Source organism: Accumulibacter sp. (assembly GCF_023806565.1).
In the GTDB taxonomy this organism is placed as follows: domain Bacteria; phylum Pseudomonadota; class Gammaproteobacteria; order Burkholderiales; family Rhodocyclaceae; genus Accumulibacter.
In genome coordinates, this window is record NZ_JAMTDV010000011.1 from 37,949 (window position 1) to 46,447 (window position 8,499).

General features: G+C 65.5%; 5 protein-coding genes and 1 pseudogene. 4 read left to right on the forward strand and 2 right to left on the reverse strand.

Annotation, left to right across the window (positions count from 1 at the left end; all coding sequences use genetic code 11):
- Positions 1-407 (forward strand): annotated as a pseudogene (locus NFV80_RS01040) (3-hydroxyalkanoate synthetase); the annotation flags it as partial.
- Positions 408-442: 35 nt separating this feature from the next.
- Here NFV80_RS01040 and NFV80_RS01045 read toward each other — a convergent pair.
- Positions 443-2,230: a gamma-glutamyltransferase family protein gene (locus NFV80_RS01045; RefSeq protein ID WP_295325727.1), complete on the reverse strand. Its 1,788-nt coding sequence runs from the start codon at positions 2,228-2,230 to the stop codon at positions 443-445.
- A 155-nt stretch (positions 2,231-2,385) separates the two neighbouring features.
- Here NFV80_RS01045 and NFV80_RS01050 point away from each other — a divergent pair, with 155 nt between their 5' ends.
- From NFV80_RS01050 to NFV80_RS01060, 3 genes are read left to right on the forward strand one after another with little or no spacing between them, the layout of a single operon-like run.
- Positions 2,386-3,408: an efflux RND transporter periplasmic adaptor subunit gene (locus NFV80_RS01050; protein WP_295325729.1), complete on the forward strand. Its 1,023-nt coding sequence runs from the start codon at positions 2,386-2,388 to the stop codon at positions 3,406-3,408.
- A gap of 4 nt (positions 3,409-3,412) precedes the next feature.
- A complete protein-coding gene (locus tag NFV80_RS01055; RefSeq protein WP_295325732.1) occupies positions 3,413-6,622 on the forward strand; it encodes an efflux RND transporter permease subunit in 3,210 nt (1,069 codons plus the stop codon).
- Entirely contained in the window at positions 6,619-6,828 is a 210-nt protein-coding gene (locus NFV80_RS01060) for a DUF2892 domain-containing protein (protein WP_295325734.1), read from the forward strand. Before NFV80_RS01055 ends, NFV80_RS01060 begins: the two co-directional genes overlap by 4 nt.
- Before the next feature lie 75 nt (positions 6,829-6,903).
- Here the strand turns inward: NFV80_RS01060 and NFV80_RS01065 are convergent.
- A partial coding sequence (locus NFV80_RS01065) for a hypothetical protein (protein WP_295325737.1) occupies positions 6,904-8,499 on the reverse strand: 1,596 nt, incomplete at its 5' end.

Sequence of the window (8,499 nt, forward strand, 5' to 3'; positions counted from 1 at the left end):
AGCCTGACCGACTCGCTTTGATGCAGGAACGCATGGCGCAGCTTCGTTCCCGGCTGCAAGCGGGCGGACTGCGCGAGGCGGCGATTCGCAGCCTGGTATACATCGGCCTGGCCGGGCCCGGGGTCGATGAGCGTTCGTTCGAGGTGTTGCGGCAGATTCGCGCGGAAAGTGAACAAGGCATCGGCCTGCAGGAATTCAAGTCGATCGTGCGAGAACAGTTTTTCTCGCTCCTCCTCGACCAGAAAACTGCGCTTGCCGCGATTCCGGCGATGCTGGGCAGCGATCAGAGCGCGCGCGACGAGGTGCTCGAAATGATCCGCAAGGTCGTTCGTGCCATCGGCGTTCCCGAGGGCGTGCGAGCCGAGCGATTGGCCGAAATCGAGCGACTGTTCGCCTCCAGGGTCTGACGGGGAGGACGTTTGGGGCGGATGGAGGAGAGCCATCACTCCCCCATCACGCTGCCCTCGCGCCGGGGATCGGCGCCACCGCGGTAAGCGCGACGGTTCCTCTCGATCGCCTGCAATCCGCTGTTCATGCCGATTTCCTTGACTTCGTGCCCTCTCGCCGCAAGCGCTTCGACAAAGTCCGGAGTGAAGCGCTTTTCTTCGAGCAGCGTCGGGCCGTTCAGCGACCCGAAGTTCGCCAGGTCGATCGCCTGCTGCGGCGAGAGTCCCCAGTTCAGTACCCCGTAGAGCAGCTTGGCGACGTAGTGGATGATCAGCGCGCCACCCGGTGAACCACCGCTCATCACCAGTTCGCCGGTGTCCGCAGTGAAAACCAGCGTCGGGCTCATCGACGAGCGTGGGCGCTTGCCGGGTTCGACACGGTTGGCAATGGGTTCGCCATTGTCGTCGCGCGGCACGAAGGAGAAATCACTGAGCTGGTTGTTGAGAAGAAATCCTTTCACCATCTGGCGTGCGCCGAACGCATCCTCGATCGTGGTGGTCATCGCCAGCGCGTTGCCGTAACCGTCCACGATGCTCAGGTGTGAAGTGCCATGCTCGACCTGTTCGGGCATCGAGGCATGCGTCGTCGTTGCCGCTGAGGGTATGCCCGGCCTGGCGGTACCCATGCTGCGCGGGCCGATCGACCGCGCCCGGCCGGCCAGGTAGTCGGGGCCGATCAGCGAGTACCAGTTGCCGGCAGGTGCGGCGACGAAATCGGGATCAGCGACGTACCGGGAGCGATCTGCGAAAGCCAGGCGGGAAGCCTCGGTGTAGTAATGCATCCAGAGTGGATCGGCAAATGGCAGCGAGCCGGCGTCGGTGTCGTCGAGGATGCCGAGGATTTGGGCGATGGCGATCGCTCCCGAACTCGGTGGCGGGAAACCGCAGATCAGGTAGCTCCGGGGTGCTTCCGCCCGGCGCGGCGCGTAGCTGCTGCAGAACGGCGTGCGCCGCTTCGGCTGGTAGCCGGCCAGGTCACTCATGCGCAACTGTCCAGGGTTGTCCGGGTGTAGCCGGACCTTGTCGACGATCGCCTGGGCGATGGCGCCTTCGTGCAGCGCACGCGATCCCTCGTCGGCGATCCGGCGCAGCACGCTGGCGAGTTCGGGGTTGCGAAGGATGCTGCCGATTGCCACCGGTTCACCGTTGCCATCGTAGAAATACGCAGCGGCCGACGGGTCGCGCCTGAGATAGGGATCTGCCTGGAGCAGAGCGTGCAGGCGTTGGCCGATCGGGAAACCGTTTTCCGCGAGCCGGATCGCCGGCTCGAACAGACTCGCCCAGGACAGTTTGCCGAATTCGGCGTGCGCTGCTTCGAGCATTCGCACGACTCCCGGCACGCCGACCGCACGGCCGCCAACGATGGCTTCGTGAAAAGTCATTGCCTTGCCGTCCGGCTTGAGAAACAGCGTTTCACTCGCTGCCGCCGGCGCCGTTTCGCGACCGTCGAATGCCACCGTTTCGCGGCCGTCGTAATGGAGAAGGAAAGCGCCCCCGCCAATTCCGCTCGATTGCGGTTCGACGAGCGTCAGCACCATTTGCGCCGCGATGGCCGCGTCGATCGCCGAGCCACCGGCCTTCAGCATCGTCACCCCGGCTTCGCTGGCCAGCGGATTCGCAGTCGCCACGGCAAACCGGTCGCCGTGCCAGCCGGGCTGCGCGGTGACGCCGGTGCCCGTTTCGGGCTGGCGAATCTCGCCGCCGACGGAAATCGGCGGGGCGGTCGATGGCACACTGCTGCAGCCGGCGACGAGCAGGGCCAGCGCGAGGTACAGGTGTTGCATGGCAATCCTCCGATCGACGAATCCCGGCTTTGTCTCATCCCCGCCGTGCGGGCGTCAAGCCCCGAACTGCCTGCATCGGCGGACGGTCGTTGATCCGTGTCGACGACGGGGACAGGTGGTTGTCTTCAATGGTATATCAGTATATCCTTATAAACATGTCCGGGCATACACGTCGTCACCCCTGTCGTTGGCGTTTGTTCTTCGCCGCATTGGCTGCTGCCTCGTCCCTTTGCGTGCGGGCAGAGGCCCTGCCCGAACAGGTGGTGCAGCCACATCCGGTCGACCTGACGCTGCCGGCGGAAGCGCTGGTCGAAGCAGTGAATCAGGCGACGCTGGCGGCGCAGGTCGCGGGACGGGTCGTCGAAGTGCGGGTCGACGCGGGCCAATCGGTCAGGAAGGGCGATGTCCTGATGAGGATCGACGCCCGCGAAGCGAGCGAGGTGGCTGCCGGCGCCACTGCCCAACTGGTGAATGCCCGCGCCAACTACCAGCGGATGCGGAACCTGCAGCAGCAGGGCTTCGTCAGCTCGGCGGCGCTGGACAAGGCGAAAGCCGACCTGGACGCGGCGCAGGCGACGCACGGGCAGGCGACGGTCGGCGTCGGTTACGCGACGGTGCTCGCGCCGATTTCCGGAATCGTTGCGCAACGGCTCACCGAACTCGGCGAAATGGCGGTTCCCGGCAAGCCACTGCTGTCGGTCTACGAGCCGGGGAGTCTGCGCGTAACGGCCAGCATTCCACAGTACCGTCTGGCGCAGATGCGTGTGGTGCGGCGGGCCAGGATCGACTTTCCGGAACTCGGCAGGTGGGTCGATGCGACGGATGTGATGGTTCTGCCCACCGCCGATTCGGCGACGCACGTTTCATCGGTACGCGTCGGCCTGCCAGCCGGAATCTCCGGAGTCGTTCCCGGCATGCATGCGCGCGTCCATTTCGTGATCGGTCGCGACCGCAAGTTGACTGTTCCGCAGAGCGCGGTGGTGCGTCGTGGCGAGGTTGCCGCGGTCTATGTGGCCAACGAGCAGGGGGCGCTCAGCCTGCGCCAGCTTCGACTGGGCGAGACGGTGGGGGTCGGCGAGGTCGAGGTGCTGGCCGGGCTGCAGGCGGGCGAACGGATTGTCCTCGACCCGGTGAAAGCGGCCATTCAGGTCAAGTCTGCGGCGCTGCCAGGCAGGTAAGCCGATGGGTATTTCCGGCCGCATCGCCCGTCTCTTCGCCAGTTCGCAGATGACGCCCCTGCTCGCCCTGGTGGCGCTGCTGATGGGAATCTTCGCCACCCTGGTGACGCCGCGCGAGGAGGAGCCGCAGATCGACGTAACCATGGCGGACGTGTTCATTCCCTTTCCGGGCGCATCGGTTCGCGACGTCGAGAACCTGGTGGCGACGCCGGCCGAACAGGTGCTGTCGCGCATGTCGGGAATCGAACACGTCTATTCGCTGTCGCGGCCAGGAATGGCTGTGGTCACCGTTCAGTTCGCGGTTGGCGTCAAGTACAACGACGCCGTCGTCCGCCTGTACGACACGGTGAATTCGCATCGCGACTGGCTGGCGCCGAATCTCGGCGTGCTCGAACCGACGGTCAAGCCGAGAGGCATCGACGATGTGCCGATCGTTTCGCTGACCTTGTGGACCGCCGATCCGGAGCGCTCGGCGTTCGCGCTGCAGCAGGTGGCACGCGCTGCCGAGATCGAGTTCAAGCGGATCAAGGGAACACGCGACGTCTCCACCCTGGGCGGTCCGGATCACGTGCTGCGTGTGCTGATGGACAGCGAACGCATGCAGGCGTACGGCGTCACGCCGCAGGATCTGGTCACGGCGCTGCGTCTGGGAAACACGCTGCAATCTTCGGGAACGCTCGTTGCCGGCAACCGCGAAGTGCTGGTGCAGACCGGCAGCTATCTCGAATCCGCGACCGATGTGCGACAACTCGTCGTCGCCGTACGGGGTGCCGCCGGAGACCGCAAGCCGGTGTTCGTTGGCGACGTCGCACGCGTCGAGGATGGTCCCGATCAACCTGGCCGTTACGTCTGGATCGGCACGCGCGAGGGCGAGTTTCCGGCGGTAACCGTCCAGATCTCGAAGAAGCCCGGCGTCAATGCCGCCGATGTCGCGGGCGCGCTGATCGAGCGCGTCGATTCGCTCAAGGGGACGCTGATCCCGGACGGCGTCGAGGTCACGGTTACCCGCAACTATGGCCAGACGGCGACAGACAAGGCGCAGAAGCTGATCGGCAAGCTGGTTTTCGCAACTGCGTTCGTGGTCGTACTGGTTTTCTTCGCTCTCGGCCGCCGCGAGGCGCTGATCGTCGGCGTCGCCGTGTCGCTGACGCTGGCGGCGACGCTGTTTGCCTCCTGGGCGTGGGGATTCACGCTCAACCGAGTGTCGCTGTTTGCCCTGATTTTCTCGATCGGCATCCTGGTCGACGACGCCATCGTCGTCGTCGAGAACATTCACCGCTGGCAGGCGCTGCAGCCCGGCAGGCCGCTGCTCGAAATCATCCCGCAGGCAGTCGATGAAGTCGGTGGTCCGACGATTCTCGCCACTTTCACGGTGATCGCCGCGCTCTTGCCGATGGCTTTCGTCAGCGGCCTGATGGGGCCCTACATGAGCCCCATCCCGATCAACTCTTCGCTCGGCATGTTCCTCTCGCTGGCCATTGCCTTCGTCGTCACGCCCTGGCTGGCGGCCCGTTTGCTTGCCCGCGAACGCCATCCGGCGCCGCCGGCAAGCGAGCAGCGAAGCTCGGCCTGGCTCGACCGCTTCTTTCGCCGTCTGTTGACCCCTTTCCTCGACGTGCGGACAGGACGCTCGTCACGCCGCTGGCTGCTGTTCGCCATCGTCTTCCTGATCTTCGCTTCGCTGTCGCTCGCGCTGCTCGAACTCGTGGTTCTCAAGATGCTGCCCTTCGACAACAAGAGCGAGTTCCAGGTCGTCCTCGACATGCCGGTCGGCACGCCGCTCGAGGAAACCGCACGGGTGCTGCGCGAGATCGGCAGCGAGGTGCTGCAGGTGCCGGAGGTACGCGACTACGAGGCATACGCCGGTACCGCCAGCCCGATCAATTTCAACGGCCTGGTGCGCCAGTACTACCTGCGTGCGACGCCGGAACTCGGCGACCTGCAGGTCAATCTGGTGGACCACAGACAGCGCTCCCGACAGAGCCACGAGATTGCCGTTTCGGTGCGCGCGGCTGTCGAAGCGATCGGCCGGCGTGCCGGCGGCAACGCCAAAGTCGTCGAAGTACCGCCGGGGCCACCGGTTCTCTCGCCGATCGTCGCCGAGGTATACGGACCGGACTACCGTGGCCAGATCGCAGTGGCGCGCGAGGTGCGCAGGGTGCTCGAAGCGACGCCGGACCTGGTGGCGATCGACGATTCGATCACTGCCGAGGGCAGCAAGACGATTCTCCATGTCCTGCAGAACAAGGCGGCGCTGCTCGACGTCGCACAGAGCGACATCGTCGACGCGGTGCGCCTCGGACTCGCCGGCGACGACGTAACGCCGGTGCACAACACTTCGGCGAAGTTCGAGATCCCGATCCGGGTGACCTTGCCGCCGGAGACGCAAAGCTCGCTCGACGCCTTGCTCAAGCTGCGCGTCCGTTCGCGCGCGGGACAACTGGTGGCGGTCTCGGAACTCGTCGAGGTGCGCCAAATGCCGCGCGAGACGGTCATCTATCACAAGGACCTGCTGCCTGTGGTGTACGTCGTCGCCGACATGGGTGGCCGCCTTGATTCGCCGCTCTACGGCATGTTCGCCGCGCGCTCAGCGCTTGCCGGCCGTCCACTCGACGCGCTCGAACACGGCGGCGGTTCGCTCGGCGAGCATTTCATCCGCCAGCCGACCACGCCCGACGCCTCGTACAGCATCAAGTGGGATGGCGAGTGGCAGGTGACCTACGAAACCTTCCGCGACATGGGGCTTGCCTACGCGGTCGGGTTGATCCTTATCTACCTGCTGGTCGTCGCCCACTTCAAGAGCTATCTCGTGCCGCTGATCATCATGGCGCCGATTCCGCTGACCATCATCGGCGTCATGCCGGGACACGCGCTGCTCGGCAGCCAATATACGGCAACCTCGATGATCGGCATGATCGCGCTGGCCGGGATCATCGTGCGCAACTCGATCCTGCTCGTCGATTTCATCCGCCAGCAGCTCGCGGAGGGAATGGCACTGCGCGAAGCGATCATCCGCTCGGCGGCGGTGCGTGCCAAGCCGATCGCGCTGACCGGCCTTGCCGCGATGCTTGGCGCCTTGTTCATCCTCGATGATCCGATCTTCAACGGGCTGGCGATCAGCCTGATATTCGGCATCTTCGTCTCCACCGTGCTGACGCTGGTGGTGATCCCGGTGCTTTACTACGCAGTGTTCTCGAAGGAGTACCCGACATGACCACCGATCGCGCCGTACGCATCATGGCCGGCAGTTTCGTTCTCGTTTCGCTGGCCCTCGGCGTGCCGGAGAGCCCGCTCTTCGTCTCCAAATACTTTCTCTGGTTTACCGCCTTCGTCGGCGCCAATCTTCTGCAGAGCGGTTTCACCCGCTTCTGCCCGGCGGAAAGCCTGATGGTCAGGCTCGGGATGAAACGGCTCGGGTAGACGCCGCGCCCGACGGGCCGTTTCCCGGCGCCGGCCGCGCCAACACAACGGCAGACCAGCGGACGTCCCGGATGGTTACAGCAGCCCGTGCTGCCGCAGGGCGTCCCGGAGGTTTTTCAGCATCCAGTCGGTCGCGTCGTGGCGAGTGAGGTTGCGAACGATCCTGGCGAGGACGCGTGCAAAGCCTGATTCGCTGAGCAGATCGTCGATGGTGCGGTCGGTGAGCCCATCGTAGCGCCGTACCAGCCAGCGCCTGATGTCCGCCAGGCGCTCTTCGCCGATCTTCGGCCAAGGTGGGACGGCACCGTCCACCGTCGGGCTGGCCGCAGATCCGTAGAGCGGGATGATCGGCAGGCAAGTGACCCCCTTCTTGCTCACCGACTTGCCCTCGCGGAGCACCTGGTCGCGGTAGGTGTCGTCGAACAGCGGGTTTTCCTCGGGCAGGACGAAATGCTTGAGGAGGAAATTGCGGCAGTTGCGCCGACCGAGAAAGTAGTCGTGAGCCCGGAAGCCCCGGTCGAAGAAACCCGAAAATCCCCCGACTGCCCCGCAGGCGATGGCGCCATCGCCATTGATCTCGCCGCGCGAGGGGTCCCGCCTGGACGGTGCGACGACGAAGCGGCTGAAGAAGTCGTCCTGCATGGCGGTGAGCAGTTCGTCGGGCTTGAAGCGCAACTGGTCCTTCATCGCCCCGATCAGCGTCGGCAGGACATGCGGCAGATCCTGTTCCGGGTCGTAGGCGCCGCTGGCGAAGCGCTCGCCGCCGGGGAAGGGTGCCACCAGAATCATCGCCTGGCTGGTTGCCAGACCGTCGGAGGCGAGGAAACTGTCATCGCCGGTGAGCACGCGGCGCACGAGTTCCATCGGTTCGTTGTTGGTCACGCCGCCATCGACGCAGAGGAAGCCGTAGTCGTCGGGCCGCGGTACCGGCCAGGAACAGTCGATTTTTTGCAGTTGAGACCACTGCGCCGGGCGTTTCGCGAGAAAATCGCGTGCTTCTGCGTCGAGCCCCTGCCACTCGCCTTGGTCTTCCGGCGCCTGCCGGGAGAACGGCCGGCGCACCCGCCAGCGCCGCCGGCTGTAGAGGTCGGGCTGCCGGGGGTCGAAGCGGTGGCGCAGCAACCGCGGCGCCAGCCCGAGGGGAAACGCACCGGTGGCCAGCGCTGCCTGGCGCAGCAGGCTGACTTCGCTCTCACGGGCGGCCTTGCCGAGTTCATCCCAGGGCAGGCGGTAGGCAGTATGGCCGGATTTTTCGTCGAATTGCCGGGCAAAGGCGAAATGGACGACATCGGCGTGCAGCAGCATGTCGTGGCGAAAGCGCGAATCCTCGAAACCCAGGCTGTAGGGGACGCCGCGCAGGTTGGTGACGGTGAGCATCAGGTGGAAGGGTTCGGCCACGAAAGCCGGCGGCTGCACGCTGGCGGGCATGCGCAGCGCCTGGCGGGCGATTTCGTCGAGCGGAGTCGAATCGAGCAGCGAGCGCGGGTAGCCGTCGGGGTAGGCGGAGAGGTCAGCAACGCCGAGCAGGGACTCGATGTCGATCGACTCGACCCAGCTGTCGAAAAGCGGATTGCCGGCCGCTCCGCCGGGATCGGTGGTCACCGCTTCGGCGCGGTTGGCGAGGGCGCCAAGCATCATCGCACCGGTCATGCCGCCGGCCGAGGTGCCGGC

Bases quoted from the DNA above. Each gene is read 5' to 3' on its own strand.
- NFV80_RS01045 (WP_295325727.1), bottom strand. From the start codon at position 2,230: ATGCAACACCTGTACCTCGCGCTGGCCCTGCTCGTCGCCGGCTGCAGC.
- NFV80_RS01050 (WP_295325729.1), top strand. From the start codon at position 2,386: ATGTCCGGGCATACACGTCGTCACCCCTGTCGTTGGCGTTTGTTCTTC.
- NFV80_RS01055 (WP_295325732.1), top strand. From the start codon at position 3,413: ATGGGTATTTCCGGCCGCATCGCCCGTCTCTTCGCCAGTTCGCAGATG.
- NFV80_RS01060 (WP_295325734.1), top strand. From the start codon at position 6,619: ATGACCACCGATCGCGCCGTACGCATCATGGCCGGCAGTTTCGTTCTC.